This window comes from Pantoea allii (assembly GCF_002307475.1).
GTDB lineage: Bacteria > Pseudomonadota > Gammaproteobacteria > Enterobacterales > Enterobacteriaceae > Pantoea > Pantoea allii.
In genome coordinates this window covers 75,990-92,257 of sequence record NZ_NTMH01000037.1, presented here as the reverse complement: position 1 = coordinate 92,257, position 16,268 = coordinate 75,990, and the positions used below count along the sequence as shown (strand labels likewise).

Below are 16,268 nucleotides of genomic sequence, written 5' to 3'. Positions count from 1 at the left end.
ATCAGTTTCCGGTTAAAACAAGGTCGGATTAGCGCAGCGTGGTCAGGCTGCTCGCCAGCACGTCGGCATCAATCAGCGCATTGCGCACAGGCGCAAAGCTGCGCCGATGATGAGGTGTCGCACCGTACTGCGTTAACTTTTCCCTATGTAACGCCGTAGGATAACCTTTATGTTGCGCGAAACCATACTGGGGAAACAACAAATCCAGTTCTGCCATTTCGCGATCGCGCGTGACTTTGGCAATGATGGACGCGGCACTGATTTCGGCAACCAGGCTATCCCCTTTTACCACGGCCAGAGAAGGCATCGGTAACGCCGGGCAGCGATTGCCATCAATCAGCACAAAGTCTGGCGTGAGCGGCAAGCCAGCCACCGCGCGCTGCATTGCCAGCATGGTGGCATGCAGGATATTAAGACGGTCGATCTCTTCCGGCTCTGCGCGCCCCAGGCTCCAGGCGAGCGCTTTCTCTTTGATCTGATCAAACAGCGCCAGGCGGCGTTTTTCGGACAGTTTTTTGGAGTCCGCCAGACCGGGGATCGGGTTGGCGGGATCGAGGATCACGGCGGCGGTCACCACCGCGCCCACTAATGGCCCGCGGCCCACTTCATCCACACCGGCAATGCACCGGGCAGCAGGATAGATAAAATCAGCCATTGGCGAGCTCCAGCACCGCATCTGCGGCTTGTTCATCGGCGTTCCAGCGAATCTGCTGATGCAGTTCGTAAAAAGTATGCAGCAGCGTTTCACGTTCGCTACTGGCGTGCAGCAACGGGTCCAGCGCGGCTGACAGCGCCTCAGGCTGACATTCATCCTGCAACAGCTCTTTGACCAACTCACGCCCGGCCAACAGGTTTGGCAATGAAACGTAGTCAGTCTTGACCAGTCGCTTAGCCAGCCAGAAGGTGAACGGCTTCATGCGGTAGCCGACAACCATCGGACATTTTGCCAGCATGCACTCAAGCGCGGCCGTGCCGGACGCCAGCAGTGCAGCATCACTGGCCACCATCGCTTCCCGTCCCTGTCCATCCAGCAGATGCATTGGCAGCTCAGGCGCAACCTCCGCTTTGATTTTTTCAAACTGCTCGCGGCGCTTAGCGTTAACCAAGGGCACAACAATTTCCAGCGACGGATAATGTTGGCGCAGCCGTTGCGCCGTTTTGAGGAAGTCTGCACTGAGCATTTCGACTTCGGCACCGCGACTGCCCGGCAGCAACGCGAGGCAGAGCGCATCCTCATCTATGCCCAGATGACGGCGCGCCGCTGATTTGTCGGGCTGTAGCGGCATGGCATCGGCCATCGTGTGTCCAATAAAGCGGCAGGGGACATTAAAACGGTCGTAAAACGCTTTTTCAAAAGGCAGAAACGCCAGCACCAGATCGGTGTTGCGACCAATTTTAAACACACGTTTTTGCCGCCAGGCCCAGACAGAGGGACTGACGTAATGAATGGTGCGAATACCTGCGCGTTTGAGGTTGCCTTCCAGCGTGATGTTAAAATCCGGCGCATCTATCCCAACAAATACGTCAGGTTTGAGCGAGATAAAGCGCTGGGTCAAATCGCGGCGAATCGTCAATAAACGCCGTAACCGCCCCAGCACCTCAACAATGCCCATTACCGCCAGTTCTTCCATCTCGTACCAGGCTTCACAGCCTTCGGCCTGCATCAACGGGCCAGCGACACCGACAAAGCGGGCATCAGGATGACGGGCTTTTAAAGCCCGAATCAGGCCTGCGCCAAGAATGTCGCCAGAGGTTTCTCCGGCGACCAGGGCTATCGTAAGGGGACGCGCTGACATGAATTAGCGAATTAATCCACGTGTTGAGCGGGCAAAGAAATCAAAGAAAGGCTGCACTTCGCTGTGCTGCTGAGCAATCGCTTCGATTTCCGGTTTGACTTCATCCAGCGTTCTGCCGCTGCGATAAAGTAACTTGTAGGCATTGCGGATAGCGTGCAGTGCTTCTTTGCTGAAGCCACGGCGCTTCAGGCCTTCAATGTTGATACCGAATGGCGTGGCATGGTTGCCTTGCGCAATCACATACGGAGGGACATCCTGAACAACGCCTGAACAACCGCCGATCATGACATGTGAACCAATAGTGCACCACTGATGCACCGCCGTCATGCCGCCAATGATAGCGAAATCATCCACAGTGACATGCCCACCCAGGGTCGCGTTATTTGCAAAAATACAGCGGTTACCCACCACGCAGTCATGGGCGATATGGGCATTCACCATAAACAGGTTATCGCTACCAATGGTCGTGGTGTTAATACCCTGCGCCGTACCGCGATGAATCGTCACGCTTTCACGGATGCGATTACGGTCGCCAATATCAACCCGGGTAGGTTCACCCGCGTATTTCAAATCCTGATTCACTTCGCCAATCGATGCGAACTGATAGATCTGATTGTCTTTGCCGATACGCGTATGGCCATTCACCACCACGTGTGACTTGAGTACGGTTCCCTCACCAATCTCGACATTTGCCCCAATAAAACAGAAAGGGCCAATATGCACGCCGGGGCCAATAATTGCCCCGTCTTCGATCACTGAACTGGGATGTATGTTGGCGGTTGGATCAATCACGAATTATGCCTCCCGGCTACGGGCACACATCATGGTCGCTTCACAGACGATTTTACCATCGACAGTCGCTACGCCAGTAAAGCGAGTCAGACCGCGACGGGTTTTCTCGAAGGTCACTTCCATGATCATTTGATCGCCCGGTACAACCGGACGCTTGAAACGGGCATTATCAATGCCAGCAAAATAATAAAGCTCGCCTGGCTCCAGTTTACCTACGCTTTTGAATGCCAGAATGCCGGTGGCCTGAGCCATCGCTTCCAGAATCAGCACGCCGGGAAAAATCGGTTTACCAGGGAAATGTCCCTGGAAAAACGGTTCGTTAAAGGAGACGTTCTTCACGGCGCGCAGATATTTGTTTGCTTCAAAATCCAGCACGCGGTCTACCAGCAGAAACGGATAACGATGCGGCAGCAGCTCTAAAATCTCTTCAATTTGCAGAGTATGAGTTTCAGTAGTCAAAATACTCTTCCTGTCCTAAAAAATCTGATGACATCAATAACACGGCCTGCACCGATCATCATGATCGTTGGCAGGCCGCAAATAGGTTCCGTGGCGCCTGGCTTCCCTGCTTAACACTGTTATTATGAAAGCCGGTCAGTCATGGGATGGCGTTTAGTCGTCTTTACCGACTTTCCGCTCGATTGCTTTTAAGCGTTTGCTTATTTCATCGATATTCATCACCAACGCTGCAGTTTTGCGCCAGGTTTTGTTGGGCTGTAATGGAATCCCTGAGGAGTATACACCAGGTTCTGTTATCGGACGCATAACCATGCCCATGCCGGTTACGGTCACTTTGTCACAGATTTCCATATGGCCATTGATGACGCTGGCACCGCCAATCATACAATAACGACCAATTTTCAAACTACCCGCCATGATCACACCGCCAGCAACCGCAGTATTGTCGCCAATAACCACGTTGTGAGCAATCTGACACTGGTTGTCTATGATAACACCATTGCCGATCAGAGTGTTATCCAGAGCGCCACGATCGATGGTGGTACAGGCACCAATTTCTACCCGATCGCCAATCACCACGGAGCCCAACTGCGGTATTTTCACCCAGTTGCCGCGATCGTTAGCATAACCAAACCCATCCGAACCAATGACGGTACCGGACTGAATCAGACAATCCTGACCAATCTGCACCTCATGGTAAACCGAGACGTTAGCCCATAAACGCGAGCCCTTGCCGATACGGGTTTTTTTGCCGACGAAGCAGCCAGCGCCGATGACAACGTTATCACCGAGCTCAACATCGGACTCAATAACGGCATTCGCACCGACAGAGACATTTTCACCGAGTCTGGCGCTGGAATCGATTACGGCGCTGGGTGCAATATGCTGCGCCGGCTGCGGCGTCGTATCCAGCAACTGCGCCATGCGCGCATAGGTGAGATAAGGGTCTTTGACCACCAGCGCAGCGGTTTTACACCACTCCAGATCCGCTTCCGTCAGCACCACGGCTGATGCCTGAATCAGGGCGAGCTGCTCGCGGTAACGGCTGTTGGCAAGAAATGTGATTTGACCAGAGGTGGCGGATTGCATAGAAGCAATGCCGGAGATGACGATATCGCCATCTCCGTGCAATTCTGCATCCAACTGCTGGGCTAAATCAGCCAGTCGAATTGATGACATCGATTATTTAACCTGCTTTACAACATCATCGGTGATGTCTTTAACATCGGAACCCGAATACAGAACAGCCTGAGAATTCAGCACCAGGTCATAACCGCCGCTTTTGGCAACAGACTGAACAGCGGTCTGGATTTTTTCCAGTAACTTGTTACGTTCCTGAACCTGACGCGTCTGGTTGTCTTTTTCGAACGCATCCGCTTTCACCTGGAATGCATCACGCTCAGCGGTGATCTGCTTCTCTTTCTTGCTGCGCTCGCTGGCTTTCATGGTTGGCGCATTACGCTGCAGATCCTGCATTTCCTGCTGGATTTTATCGTGCTGAGAACGGAGTTCTGCCGCGCGGCCCTGGAACTCACTCTCGAGCTGTTTGGTGATGGTCGCGCGCTGAGGTGATTTCTGGAAAACCTGGCTCAGATCAACAGTTGCGACTTTGTCCGCCGCCTGTGCGCCAGCAGAAGCAGCCAATGCAACACCCAGAGTAACTGCACATAACAACTTTTTCACTATAAACTCCTTACCCTCAACATGTATGTTTGCAGCGTGGAGCATAGCAATGCGCCACGCCTGCAAGCTAATTTTTTCACATCCCTGTGTAGAGCATTACCAGGTTTTACCAATGTTAAACTGGAACTGCTCTGACTTATCTCCATCAACTTTCTTGATCGGCTGGGCGTAAGAGAATACCAACGGCCCCAGCGGCGACATCCACTGTAAAGATACACCGGTCGAAACGCGAATATTGTTCGGATCGCTGTAGTCAGGAATGCCAGCAGCACGCGTTTCCGCCGTGTTCTGCCATTTGGTATCCCAGACCGTACCTGCATCGACAAACAGCGAGGTACGAACTGAGTTAGCATATTTCTCACTCAGGAACGGGGTCGGCGTGATCAGCTCAAGGCTGGCAATCGCCATGGCGTTACCACCGATGGCATCACTCGACTTACAAATACCGTTCGGATCGCTCAGGTTACAGAAGGAAGAGCCATCGTTCAGGTAAGCCGCTTTAGGACCAATGGTGTTGGACTGGAAGCCACGCACGGTACTGGAGCCACCGGCATAGAAGTTCTCATAGAACGGCATCTCTTTACCGCTGAGTCCATCGCCATAACCAACACGACCACGGCCTAAGACAACCCAGGTATGATCTTTATTAATGGGAACATACTGCTGACTGTCTAAGGTCATTTTGTAGAACTGGTTGTCAGAACCCGGAATCGTGACCTTGCCGTTCAGGTTAGTACGGTTACCTGAGGTGGCAAAGAAACCACGGTCCAGCGTGTTGTATGTCCAGCCATAGTTAAAGGTGAAGTCATCAGCCGAGAAGTCACCATTGCTGTTCAACTGCTGTGGCTTACCAACCGAGTCAAGATAGCGCCACATTGCAACCTGCGGACGCATGTCTGACAGGTCGTTATGGACATAGCCCAGACCGACGCGCAGCGAGTTGTTCTCATTGATTGGGAAGCCCAATGTCCCGTCTGTACCATAACTTCTGTTGGTATAGCCGGAGAGATCCGCGTTGCTGGCTTTAAAGTTGTTGTAGAACACCCGGCCGCCCAGACTCACACCGTCAACGGTGAAGTAAGGATCGGTCAGAGAGAATTCTGCATAGGTCTGATAGTCGTTTTTGGTCCCGCTGATACCTACGGTATTACCGGTACCGAGCCAGTTATCCTGAGTTACGCCGACCTGGAAGCTGACGCCGCTTTCCGTACCGTAGCCCACACCAAAGTTAAAGGTACCGGTGTTACGCTCTTTGACTTTATACACCACGTCAACCTGGTCAGGTGAACCTGGTACACGCTGCGTATCGACATCAACGGTTTCGAAATAACCCGTACGGTTCAGACGCTCTTTGCCCTGATCGACCAGGTCGCTGCCCAGCCAGGCACCTTCCATCTGACGCATTTCACGACGCAAGACGGCATCTTTCGATGTGTCATTACCTTCGAAGCGCACTTTACGCACGTAGTAACGGTTGCCCGCATCGACGTTGATATGCAGCTTAACGGTTTTATCGACATCGTTGATTTCAGGCTGCGTCACAACGCGGGGATAAGCGTAGCCATAGCGGCCCAGCAGCTTCTTGATATCATCTTCCATCGACGTGACTTTCGTGCCGTTATACAGCTCGCCCGCCGGTATTTTTGTCAGATGTTCGATTTCAGCCGAATGGCCTGCCATGCTGCCGTTGACGATAACGCCAGCAATCTTGTACTGATCGCCTTCGTTAATATTAACGGTGATGTAGATGCCTTTCTTGTCCGGCGTCAGGCTGACCTGCGTCGAATCGATGTTGAAACGGGCATAACCGCGATCCAGATAGAAGCTGCGCAGGGTTTCAAGGTCACCCGCCAGTTTCTGCTTCTGATATTTACGGTCACCCACGACGTTCCACCACGGCACTTCGTCGCGCAACTGGAAGCGAGAAATCAACTCATCTGAGCTAAACGCTTTGTTACCTACAATGTTGATCTGCTGAATCTTTGCAGAAACACCTTCGGTAAACACCAGTTTCAAATCGACGCGGTTACGCGGCAGCGGCGTGACTACGGCTTTAACGCTGGCGGTATATTTGCCCACGCTGTAGTAGAAGTCCTCCAGTCCCTTCTCGATAGAAGAGATGGTGGTGCGGTCCAGCGCTTCGCCGACGCGCACGCCTGAGGCTTCAAGGTTTTGTTTGAGCTGATCGTCTTTAACCGCTTTGTTACCGCTAAAGGTAATGCTGGCGATGGTGGGACGTTCTTTGACCTGAACAATCAGCGTATTACCATCTCGCAGGACCTGAACATCCTCAAAGTTGCCAGTTGCGAACAGGGAGCGAATGGTATTTCTGACGTCATCGTCATTCACCGTATCGCCAACCCGAACTGGCATGCTCAGCAGAGCCGCGCCAACGGCGACTCGCTGCAGCCCTTCGAAATGAATGTCCTTCACCACGAAATCGTCTGCACCGTAAACGGTGGCGCTGCTAAACAGCAGCGACGCTATGAGCAACTTTTTCATCGCCATCGTTATTATGCGTTTTCCTAACACATCCCACGCAAGCTCGCGTTCCAGCGGTTACAAACGTGAGAAATCATTGAAAAGTGCAAGCCCCATTAACATCACCAGCAGTATTGAACCGATGCGGTAACTAAAGTCTTGAACTCGCTCGGACACCGGTCCACCTTTAATCTTTTCGATCGCAAGGAAGAGCAAGTGCCCACCATCTAAAACCGGTAGCGGGAACAGGTTGATAATTCCTAAGTTGACGCTAATCAACGCCAGGAACATCAGGTAGTAAATCATTCCGTACTCAGCTGACAAACCTGCACCTTGCGCAATCGAAATCGGGCCGCTCAGGTTGTTCAACTTCACATCACCGGTTATTAACTTGCCCAACATGGAAACGGTCAGCTTCATTAATTGCCAGGTTTTTACACTGGCTTCACCAATGGCTGAAAACGCACCATATTGTCTTACCGTTTTGTACTCGTCTGGCAATGGCACAACGCGGGGGATCACCCCTGCGAATCCTTGCGCTGTATTCCCAGGCTTCGCTTCCGGCGTCAGGGTTAACTGCACCGCTTCACCGTTACGATCGACCTCAAGAGCGATGCTTTTTCCAGGGTTATCCCGAACCTGAGTGGCAAAAAGCTGCCATTGCGTTAATAACTGACCATCGACTTTAACGATCCTGTCGCCAGCTTGCAAACCGGCTTCACTGGCTGGCGAATTCTTTTGCACTTCAGCCAGGGTCGTTTCAATCTGCGGCCCACGGGGACGAATCCCCAGCGCCACGACCGGGTCCTGCTTATCAGGCTCGAACTGCCAGTTGCGCAAATCGACCTGCTTCTGCTGCGTCCCCTGCTCGCCAAACTGGCTCACCGTTAGCGTGGTGCTGGCATCACCGATTTTACCGATGAGCGCCATGCGGACAGCTTCCCAATCAGGCGTTTCGATACCGTCAACGGCCTTAAGTTCCGTACCGGGTGTAATTTGCGCTTCTGCCGCCACCGAACCGTTCAGAATTTCACCAACAACCGGTTTTATACCGGGCACGCCATGGATAAACACAACCCAATAGGCAAAGATAGCGAACAGGAAGTTGGCAATCGGGCCCGCAGCAATAATCGAAGCGCGCTGCCAGATGGCTTTATTGTTAAATGCCTGATGCCGAAGCTCAGCGGGCACGCTTTCAACCCGCTCATCCAGCATTTTGACGTAACCGCCAAGAGGAATAAGGGCGATGACAAATTCGGTACCGTGACGGTCGCGTCGTTGCCATAACGCTTTGCCAAACCCGATCGAAAAGCGCTCTACTTTCACACCGCAACGCCGCGCCACCCAAAAGTGACCAAATTCATGCACGGTGATGAGTACGCCCAGTGCAACGATAAATGCGGCAAAACTCCAGATTACGCTTAACATCGTTGTTTGCCCTTAGAGTGTCTGAAACACCAACAGCAATAAACAGGCAAATACCGGCACTGCTGCTGTCAGGCTGTCGATGCGGTCAAGAATACCGCCATGTCCCGGAATCAGGTTGCCGCTGTCTTTGATGCCGGCCTCGCGTTTAAACATGCTTTCAGTGAGATCGCCCAGTACCGATGCAAGGGTCGATATCACAGCACATATCACCAGTGTGCCGGTAGGAACGGAAAGCGGCGCAAAACTGGCAAACAGCACCGCAATCAACGCGGAAGAAACCAGTCCACCCAGAAAGCCTTCCCATGTTTTGCCCGGGGAGACTTTTGGCGCCAGTTTATGTTTGCCAAACAGTTTGCCAAACATATAGGCACCCGAATCGGCGCCCCATACCAGAAACATGACAAACAGCAGCCACCATGCACCGGCAAAGTGATCGGCTTCGTAATGATATTGACGGAGCGCCATCATGCCCCAGAAGAAAGGGATAACCGTTAGCGCGCCAAACAACAGGCGCAATGGCCGGGAGCGACGCCATATTGCGGCAGAGGCAGGATAAAACAGAACCAGTAGTAACGCACCGATCCACCAGGCCAGCGAGGCCCACAGCCAGACAGCCACCTGCGGCAGATGCGCGTTATGTTCGTAAGGAGGAAGGGTCAACAGCATCAGCGTCAGTACCAGGCCGCATATCAGTGCCAGCCAGACACGTTGCTGACGAGATGCCATACCAGACAGCTGCCCCCATTCCCAGGCGGCAAGCATGCAGATAATGATCGTAATAATTGCAAAGCCAACAGGCGGTAACCAGAACAATGCAGCGATCACCAGCGGGATAAGAATCAGCGCGGTGATCAGACGAGACTTCAGCAAAGGTTACCCCCAGATTGCTCAGGCGCCGCCTGGTGCAGCGCCGCCAAAGCGTCGCTCCCGCAGAGAGAATGCATTCAGTGCACCTTCAAAAACGTGTTCATCAAAATCCGGCCAAAGCACATCAGTAAAATAGAATTCCGCATAGGCAATTTGCCACAACAGGAAGTTGCTAATCCGATGCTCTCCCCCGGTCCTTATCACTAAATCCACTGGCGCTAACTGGTTCATGCACAGTTGAGACGTCAGACTCTCTTCGGTTATCTGGTCAGGGCGTAACAAGCCTTCCTGAACCTGCTCAGCCAACTTTTTAACGCCTTCGATAATATCCCAACGCCCGCCATAGTTAGCAGCAATGTTCAGCGTCAGTCGATCGTTATTCTCCGTCAGTGCTTCTGCACGACGGACACGTTCCTGAATACGCGGGCTGAAACGGCTGATATCACCAATGATGCGTAAGCGGACATTGTGCTTGTGCAGGCTTTTCACTTCGCTATCCAGCGCCCAGACAAACAGTTCCATCAAGGCAGTCACTTCCTGCGCTGGACGGCTCCAGTTTTCGCTACTAAAGGCGTAAAGCGTTAACGCTTCCAGATTATTGCTGACGGCAAAGCTTACGGCGCGGCGCACTGATTTCACGCCAGCTTTGTGACCGGAGATACGCAGTTTTCCCTGGTTCTTAGCCCAGCGGCCGTTGCCATCCATGATGATAGCGACGTGGCGTGGACCGGTTCCCTGTTGGTCATCGGTGTTGTTGTGATTTTCAGACGACATAACGCGTAATCAATTCCTTTCATCAGAAATGCTGTGGTTTCTGAATACATTGCGCCCGGTACAAATCCCGACATTGTCTGCCAGGCCACACCGAATTTGGTGACAGACCGTTAAACGCGAGCCAGCGACTATAACATTTTCACCTGAAGCGAACAAATAGCCTCAACGCAATCGTTGTTATACCGTGTAACGTGGCAACATTTCTGTCGCCGCCGCCCGCGCGATACGATCAATTTCGATGACAGCGTCCACAGAGTCCGGTTCCTGACACTGCTGAGCTGACAGCACCGCAGTGTTTAACGCCGCAATATCCGTAAAGCGAATTCGCTGATTCAGGAAAGCCGCCACGGCTATCTCATTGGCCGCATTGAGCGTGGTGGTCGCCGCCTGCCCGGCTTCGCAGGCATCAATCGCCAGTTTCAGACAGGGATAACGGCCAAAATCAGGTTCTGAGAACGTCAGTGCCGACATGCGGGTAAAGTCCAGCGGTGTGACCCCAGCGTGAATTCGCGCTGGCCAGGCCATACTGTGGGCGATAGGTGTTCGCATGTCAGGCGAACCTAACTGTGCCAGCACGCTGCCATCGCAGTAACGCACCATGGAGTGGATCACCGATTGTGGGTGCAAAATCACTTCCATCTGCGCTGCGCTGGCGTTAAACAGCCAACGAGCTTCAATGTATTCAAGACCTTTATTCATCATGGTGGCCGAATCAACAGAGATTTTACGCCCCATTGACCAGTTCGGATGTGCACAGGCCTGATCTGGCGACATGCTGCTCAGATCCGCTAAATTTGTGTCACGAAAAGGGCCACCCGATCCCGTAAGAATAATCGACTCAATGCCGTTATTCTGCAGGTCAGCGTAACCTAACTGATGCTGGATGGTAGCGGGCAAACTCTGAAAAATCGCATTGTGCTCGCTATCTACCGGCAACAGCTGGGCATTGTGCTGGCGCACCGCCTCCATAAATAAACGGCCGCAGGTCACCAGTGATTCTTTGTTAGCCAGCAAGACGGTTTTACCCGCGCGAATCGCTGCCAATGTCGGTAATAACCCTGAGGCACCCACAATCGCCGCCATCACCTGGTCAACGTCATCTAATGCTGCCAGTTCACAGGCTGCCTGAACGCCGGAGAGCACTTCAGTATTGATCTTTAATGCTCTCAGTCGCTCACGTAGCGCGGCGGCGGACTCTTCATCTGCCATTGCCGCATAGCGCGGTTGGAACTGCACGCACTGCTCCGCCATTAGAGCCACATTTTTACCCGCCACCAGCGCCGTGACCTGGTAAAGCGTGGGATTGGCACTGACCACTGCCAGCGTACTGGTGCCTACCGAACCGGTAGAACCGAGCAGAGTTAATCGCTTCATAATGCTGTCCATGTAAAGGTAAAACGTGGGGCACAATGTAAAACGCCGCCAGAGGTGGCCTTCTGTCAGAAGGCCTCTCTGTACGGCGTTTTAATCGGTGATGATGGAATCAGAAGTCCATCAACTCCGTTTCTTTTTCGGCCAATGCCGCATCAACTTTCTTGATGTGCACATCGGTCATTTTCTGGATTTCGTCCTGCGCACGACGTTCGTCGTCTTCGCTGATTTCTTTATCTTTCAGCAACGCTTTGATTTTATCGTTGGCGTCGCGACGGACGTTACGTACGGATACACGTCCCTGCTCTGCTTCACCGCGTACGATTTTAATCAGATCTTTACGACGCTCTTCCGTCAGCGCAGGCAGTGGAACACGAATGTCCGCACCCGCTGAGTTCGGGTTAAGTCCAAGATCGGATGCCATAATCGCTTTTTCTACGGCCGGGCCGAGAGAGCGATCAAACACGTTGATTTTCAGCGTACGGGAGTCTTCAACGGTGACGGAAGCCAGCTGACGCAGTGGCGTCGGCGTACCGTAATATTCAACGATAATGCCGTCGAGCAGTGAAGGTGAAGCACGACCTGTGCGTACCTTGCTGATAGTGGTTTTGAATGCTTCGACGCATTTGTCCATGCGCGTGTCAGCATCTTTTTTAATGTCGTTAATCACGTTAAAACCCTTGGATTCGGTTTGACCTGGCCAGTTCCGGCATCACCGGAAGCGGGATCGATAATCATCGATAATCCTGACTGGTGCACGGTTAAACAATACCGCACTGACAGAATATACCTTATTTTATCTCGCCTCGGGTATTAATGCGTAATCAGGGTACCTTCTTTTTCACCCATCACTACGCGACGCAATGCGCCAGGCTTGTTCATGTTGAAAACGCGGATTGGCAGTTTGTGATCGCGCGCCAGCGTAAACGCGGCGAGATCCATCACTTTAAGCTCTTGATCCAGCACTTCCGCATAAGTCAGTTTTTCGTACAGGGTTGCATCGGGCTGCTTCACGGGGTCGGCCGAGTAAACACCGTCAACTTTGGTGGCTTTCAGCACCACATCCGCTTCGATTTCAATGCCACGCAAACAGGCAGCGGAATCCGTCGTAAAGAACGGGTTGCCGGTACCCGCAGAAAAGATGACAACGCGGTTGTTACGTAACAGGCTGATGGCTTCTGCCCAACTGTAGTTGTCACAAACGCCGTTCAGGGGAATGGCGGACATCAGACGGGCGTTCACGTACGCGCGGTGCAGTGCATCACGCATCGCCAGGCCGTTCATTACCGTCGCAAGCATCCCCATATGGTCGCCCACCACGCGGTTCATGCCTGCCTGTGCCAGACCGGCGCCACGGAACAGGTTACCGCCGCCAATCACAACGCCCACCTGGATACCCAGCTCGACCAGCTCTTTCACTTCCTGAGCCATGCGGTCAAGCACGCTCGCGTCGATACCAAAACCCTCTGCACCCTGGAGTGCTTCGCCGCTGAGTTTGAGCAGGATACGTTGATAAACAGGTTTTGCGTTGGTCGCCATGGTCAATTCTTCCTGGAAGATATGATGAATGAGAAGTAATTCCGATCAATCATCCGCTTAGAGCAAAAGAATTGCTATTGGGATGAAACTGAAAACGTATCTTTTGCCTGAGGCAGACAAAAAAGAACCGCCATCTGGCGGTTCTTTCAGATCATTAAGACTGTTTGGACATTGCTGCAACTTCAGCAGCAAAATCAGTCTCAACTTTTTCGATGCCTTCGCCCACTTCAAAGCGGATGAAGTTAATCACGTCAGCGCCCTGCTCTTTCAGCGCCTGGCCAACGGTTTTGCTTGGGTCGATAACGAATGCCTGACCTGTCAGAGAGACTTCGCCGGTGAATTTCTTCATACGGCCTTCAACCATCTTCTCAGCGATCTCTTTTGGCTTGCCAGACTGCATCGCGATGTCCAGCTGAACCTGGTATTCTTTATCAACGACGTCTGCAGAAACGTCTTCTGGCTTAACAAACTCAGGTTTGCTTGCCGCAACGTGCATGGCGATCTGTTTGATCAGATCGTCGTTAGCGCCTTTGGCAGAAACCAGAACGCCGATACGTGCGCCGTGCAGGTAGCTGCCCAGCTCTTCGCCTTCCAGCAGTGCAACGCGACGAATGTTGATGTTCTCGCCGATTTTAGCTACCAGGGCAACACGCTCTTCTTCGAATTGTGCTTTCAGAACGTCAACGTCGGTGATGCGGTCAGCCGCAGCAGCGTCAAGAACTTTGTCAGCAAACGCCTGGAAACCGCCGTCTTTTGCAACGAAGTCAGTCTGGCAGTTAACTTCCAGAATCACACCGTAGTTACCAACGATTTTGGTTTTGATTACGCCATCAGCAGCAACGTTACCCGCTTTTTTCGCTGCTTTAATTGCGCCAGACTTACGCATGTTTTCAATCGCCAGCTCGATGTCGCCGCTCGCTTCAGTCAGCGCTTTTTTGCAGTCCATCATGCCTGCGCCAGTACGCTCACGCAGTTCTTTTACCAATGCAGCGGTAATTTCAGCCATTCCAGAATCCTCGGTTCGTACCTGAGCACAAGTGCATCAGAAGGTACTTATTTGCGGAAAATTTACTCTGTCCCGCCGACCTGAACAGGGGCGTAACAGACTTGGATAAAATAAAGGGGCCAAGTTTGGCCCCTTACAGATCACATCTGAATGCTAAGGGCTCTTATGCAGAGCAAACCTTAATTAAGCGTTTTCTAAAGACGCTTCTTCAGCCTGCTCAGCCAGATCCTGAGAGCGGCCTTCGCGAACGGTGGTCGCAACGGCAGTCAGGTACAGGTTGATAGCACGGATCGCATCGTCGTTACCTGGGATAACGTAATCAACGCCATCTGGATCGGAGTTAGTATCAACGATAGCAAATACTGGGATACCCAGGTTGTTTGCTTCTTTGATTGCGATGTGTTCGTGGTCAGCATCGACAACAAACAGTGCATCCGGCAAACCGCCCATGTCTTTGATACCGCCCAGGCTGTTTTCCAGCTTGGCCAGCTCACGAGCGCGCATCAGCGCTTCTTTCTTGGTCAGTTTGTCGAAAGTGCCGTCCTGAGACTGAGTCTCAAGCTCTTTCAGACGTTTGATAGACTGACGAACGGTTTTCCAGTTGGTCAGCATGCCACCCAACCAGCGGTGGTTTACGAAGAACTGGTCGCAGCTCAGTGCAGACTCTTTGATCGCTTCGGCAGCAGCGCGCTTAGTACCAACGAACAGAATCTTACCTTTACGGGAAGAGATTTTGGTCAACTCAGCCAGAGCGTCGTTGAACATTGGTACCGTTTTTTCAAGGTTGATGATGTGAACTTTGTTACGCGCACCAAAAATGAATGGCTTCATTTTTGGACACCAGTAACGGGTCTGGTGACCGAAGTGAACACCAGCCTTGAGCATATCGCGCATGGAAACAGTTGCCATGATTACTACCTCTAGTTTAATTGGGGTTGGGCCTCCATGTATCCCATACAACCGACCTCTTTCAAGGCACCCCGGCGTATGTGTCGATACATGTGTGTTTTATTTACACATAGTGAGATTGTTGCGTTTCCCGCTGACCTTAACGGCCATACAGAGAATCGTCGGCGCGCTTTATACCACAATCACGCTTTGGACGCCAATAAATGTTCGCTAACTGGCCGCGAAGCGTTCTCTGTTTGGCAGCCCTTTTGGCTTGCTGTTAACATGAGAGCACAGCTTTCATTATTGCTGAAAATTTCAGCAGCAGCGGAATAATTTAATGGCAATCACAATTAAAACCCCCGAAGAAATCGAAAAAATGCGCGTCGCAGGCCGCCTGGCCGCCGAAGTGCTTGAAATGATCGAACCGCATGTGCAGCCCGGCGTGACCACCGGTGAGCTTGACCGTCTCTGCCATGAACACATTACGCAGCAGCAACAGGCCATATCCGCTTGCCTGGGTTACCACGGTTTTCCCAAATCCGTCTGTATCTCTGTGAATGAAGTGGTTTGTCACGGTATTCCCAGTGACGATCGCCCGTTAAAAGATGGCGACATCGTGAATATCGACGTGACCGTCATTAAAGACGAGTACCACGGCGATACGTCGAAAATGTTTATTGTCGGCAAACCCACTATCCAGGGTGAGCGCCTGTGTCGTGTGACGCAGGAAAGCCTCTATTTGTCCTTACGCCTGGTAAAACCGGGTATTCGCCTGCGTGAGTTAGGCCGCGCTATCCAAAAATATGTCGAAGCGAATGACTTCTCGGTGGTGCGTGAATATTGCGGTCACGGCATTGGCAAAGGTTTCCATGAAGAGCCACAGGTGCTGCACTACGATGCCGATGACAGCGGGGTTATCCTGCAGGCGGGCATGACCTTTACCGTAGAGCCGATGGTGAATGCCGGTGACTACCGCATTCGTACCATGAAAGATGGCTGGACGGTGAAAACCAAAGATCGCAGCTTGTCGGCGCAGTATGAGCATACTATTGTGGTGACGGATAACGGCTGTGAGATTTTAACCCTGCGCAAAGACGACACCCTTCCCGCGGTGTTAGTTAACCAGGATTAATTCCACCACTGATGAAAAAGCCGGCGCTATGCCGGTTTTTTTATGGTTA

At 52.3% G+C, this 16,268-nt stretch carries 16 protein-coding genes; 1 reads left to right on the top strand and 15 read right to left on the bottom strand.

Going from position 1 to position 16,268, the window contains the following annotated elements; all coding sequences use genetic code 11:
• Nucleotides 1-28 precede the first annotated feature (28 nt).
• The 15 genes from rnhB to rpsB all read right to left on the bottom strand — a co-directional run bounded on the left by rnhB (nt 29) and on the right by rpsB (nt 15,105).
• A complete protein-coding gene (gene rnhB / locus CMR03_RS16890; RefSeq protein WP_096012109.1) occupies nt 29-655 on the bottom strand; it encodes a ribonuclease HII in 627 nt (208 codons plus the stop codon).
• Nucleotides 648-1,796, bottom strand: coding sequence for a lipid-A-disaccharide synthase (gene lpxB, locus CMR03_RS16885; RefSeq protein ID WP_096012108.1), 1,149 nt, complete (start codon nt 1,794-1,796; stop codon nt 648-650). The genes rnhB and lpxB overlap by 8 nt, the downstream gene beginning before the upstream one ends.
• Before the next feature lie 3 nt (nt 1,797-1,799).
• Entirely contained in the window at nt 1,800-2,588 is a 789-nt protein-coding gene (lpxA, locus tag CMR03_RS16880; protein ID WP_063878482.1) for an acyl-ACP--UDP-N-acetylglucosamine O-acyltransferase, read from the bottom strand.
• Nucleotides 2,589-2,591: 3 nt separating this feature from the next.
• Entirely contained in the window at nt 2,592-3,047 is a 456-nt protein-coding gene (fabZ, locus tag CMR03_RS16875; RefSeq protein ID WP_063878481.1) for a 3-hydroxyacyl-ACP dehydratase FabZ, read from the bottom strand.
• Nucleotides 3,048-3,200: 153 nt separating this feature from the next.
• Nucleotides 3,201-4,226 (bottom strand): UDP-3-O-(3-hydroxymyristoyl)glucosamine N-acyltransferase, encoded by a 1,026-nt coding sequence (gene lpxD / locus CMR03_RS16870; RefSeq protein WP_096012107.1) that lies wholly within the window; start codon nt 4,224-4,226, stop codon nt 3,201-3,203.
• Between the two features lie 3 nt (nt 4,227-4,229).
• Nucleotides 4,230-4,730 carry an OmpH family outer membrane protein gene (locus tag CMR03_RS16865; RefSeq protein WP_063878479.1) on the bottom strand — a complete coding sequence of 167 codons (501 nt, stop codon included), beginning with the start codon at nt 4,728-4,730 and terminating at the stop codon, nt 4,230-4,232.
• A gap of 96 nt (nt 4,731-4,826) precedes the next feature.
• Complete coding sequence (bamA, locus tag CMR03_RS16860; RefSeq protein ID WP_096012106.1) at nt 4,827-7,238, bottom strand: outer membrane protein assembly factor BamA; 2,412 nt, start codon at nt 7,236-7,238, stop codon at nt 4,827-4,829.
• Between the two features lie 51 nt (nt 7,239-7,289).
• Nucleotides 7,290-8,639, bottom strand: a complete 1,350-nt coding sequence (gene rseP, locus CMR03_RS16855; RefSeq protein ID WP_096012105.1) for a sigma E protease regulator RseP — start codon at nt 8,637-8,639, stop codon at nt 7,290-7,292.
• A gap of 12 nt (nt 8,640-8,651) precedes the next feature.
• The gene (gene cdsA / locus CMR03_RS16850) at nt 8,652-9,509 is read right to left on the bottom strand and encodes a phosphatidate cytidylyltransferase (protein ID WP_096012104.1); all 858 of its coding nucleotides are present in this window, start codon (nt 9,507-9,509) and stop codon (nt 8,652-8,654) included.
• Between the two features lie 18 nt (nt 9,510-9,527).
• Nucleotides 9,528-10,280, bottom strand: coding sequence for a (2E,6E)-farnesyl-diphosphate-specific ditrans,polycis-undecaprenyl-diphosphate synthase (gene ispU, locus CMR03_RS16845; protein WP_013024690.1), 753 nt, complete (start codon nt 10,278-10,280; stop codon nt 9,528-9,530).
• Between the two features lie 177 nt (nt 10,281-10,457).
• Entirely contained in the window at nt 10,458-11,654 is a 1,197-nt protein-coding gene (gene ispC / locus CMR03_RS16840) for a 1-deoxy-D-xylulose-5-phosphate reductoisomerase (RefSeq protein ID WP_208625030.1), read from the bottom strand.
• A 109-nt stretch (nt 11,655-11,763) separates the two neighbouring features.
• Nucleotides 11,764-12,321: a ribosome recycling factor gene (gene frr / locus CMR03_RS16835; RefSeq protein ID WP_063878474.1), complete on the bottom strand. Its 558-nt coding sequence runs from the start codon at nt 12,319-12,321 to the stop codon at nt 11,764-11,766.
• Nucleotides 12,322-12,464: 143 nt separating this feature from the next.
• Nucleotides 12,465-13,190, bottom strand: a complete 726-nt coding sequence (gene pyrH, locus CMR03_RS16830) for a UMP kinase (RefSeq protein ID WP_063878473.1) — start codon at nt 13,188-13,190, stop codon at nt 12,465-12,467.
• 154 nt (nt 13,191-13,344) lie between these two features.
• Complete coding sequence (tsf, locus tag CMR03_RS16825) at nt 13,345-14,196, bottom strand: translation elongation factor Ts (protein WP_063878472.1); 852 nt, start codon at nt 14,194-14,196, stop codon at nt 13,345-13,347.
• Nucleotides 14,197-14,379: 183 nt separating this feature from the next.
• Nucleotides 14,380-15,105, bottom strand: coding sequence for a 30S ribosomal protein S2 (rpsB, locus tag CMR03_RS16820; RefSeq protein WP_014592960.1), 726 nt, complete (start codon nt 15,103-15,105; stop codon nt 14,380-14,382).
• Between the two features lie 319 nt (nt 15,106-15,424).
• On the opposite strand from rpsB, the gene map reads away from it, so the two are divergent.
• The gene (gene map, locus CMR03_RS16815) at nt 15,425-16,219 is read left to right on the top strand and encodes a type I methionyl aminopeptidase (protein ID WP_063878471.1); all 795 of its coding nucleotides are present in this window, start codon (nt 15,425-15,427) and stop codon (nt 16,217-16,219) included.
• The last annotated feature ends 49 nt before the right edge of the window (nt 16,220-16,268 follow it).